Below are 1,358 nucleotides of genomic sequence, written 5' to 3' on the forward strand. Positions count from 1 at the left end.
CCTGTTGCCTCATTGCAATACCTCCGGGAAGCGTAATACGTTGCCTCAATTGAAAACCTCCGCCTTCGCGTGATCGTTGCCTCAGTTCAAGAGCTTCGGATGTCTACGGGTTCCAGGCCCGGTTTACGGGTTTGATGGGAGCTGGTTTCTTGGCCAGGGCGAGGGTTTCCAGTTCGGCTGTCAGGGCCAGGATCTGGCGGAAGAGAGCTCCGGGTTTGATGCGTTTGAAGGCTGCGTTCATTCCTATGACCGGGCTTTTGCGCATCCGTGGATGGCGCACGGCTCGTTGGTGGGGCGTGGTCGGCGCGTCGTGTTTCTTGGTGACTTTCGCGCCGTGGCGTTGCTTTGACACGAGCTTTTGCTGGGGCAGCAGGTAGTTGGTGAACACCCGGTCCAGTTCCCAGATCTCGTTGAGTTTCTCGAGCTCCGAGGGTGTGTCGTAGCGCAGGTAGCCGACCAGTTCACGGACCCGCGCCCAGTTCTTTTGCTCGACGTGGGCGCCGTCATTTTTGTTGCCCGGCCGGGAGCGGGTGAAGGTGATCTGCCGGGCGTGGCAGTAGGCCAGCAGGTGATCGTTGATGAACTCCGAGCCGTTGTCCGAGTCAATCCCGAGGATGGGAAACGGGAAGACGGCGGTGACGTGTTCGAGGGCTTCGAAGACCCATTTGGCGGCCTTGTTCCGCACGGACCTGTTGACCGTCCATCCGGTGCAAATGTCAGTGACGGTGTGAGCGTGAAGCAGAACTCTCCGAAGCTGTTGCCGCCCTCGTGGCCGACGAGGTCAATCTCGACAAAGCCGGGCACTGCGTCGTCCCAGTCCGTCCAGGTCCGGACCGGGATCTGGGACTTGAGCAGTGTGCCCGGCTTTGTGTGGGACCGTCCCCGCAGGGTCAGCTTGGCCCGTTCACCGGCGAGTTTCCGGTCGATCGTTGCCGCGCTCATCCGCATCAGCAACGCTGCTTGTTCGTCAGTGACCTCGAGTTCACCATCACGGCGCAGCAACGGCACCAGCACCGGCAGCATCGGGGCCAGCAGCCTGCCGGCAGGAGCCCGGAGTACCGCCCAGCACTTGACGAGCGCCGGCAGCAGATCAGGCCCGTACACCGGGGTCCTGCCCGGCCGCGGTCTGACGACTTTCAATTCCAGCGCTTCCCGCAACGCGGCCCGGGCATAGTCGCGGTGCCAGCCGGTCAACTCGACCAGTTCGTCCAGGATCCGGGACTTTCCTGCACGATCAGCACCCCGATAAGCGAGGGCCTTCTTCTTCGTCACAGCTTGCCGCTGGGCCATCGTTAGCTCCATGAAAACGGGCATAGCCCGCGTCCATCGCCGCACCCGAACACCACGCCGCCGAAGCG

1 protein-coding gene is annotated in these 1,358 nt (G+C 62.4%); it reads right to left on the reverse strand.

Features of this window, described 5'->3' with window-relative positions; all coding sequences use genetic code 11:
- Positions 1-103 precede the first annotated feature (103 nt).
- Positions 104-685: a hypothetical protein gene (locus ACR65K_RS20605; protein ID WP_440154743.1), complete on the reverse strand. Its 582-nt coding sequence runs from the start codon at positions 683-685 to the stop codon at positions 104-106.
- Positions 686-1,358: the final 673 nt, after the last annotated feature.

It is taken from the genome of Arthrobacter sp. SAFR-179 (assembly GCF_059414945.1).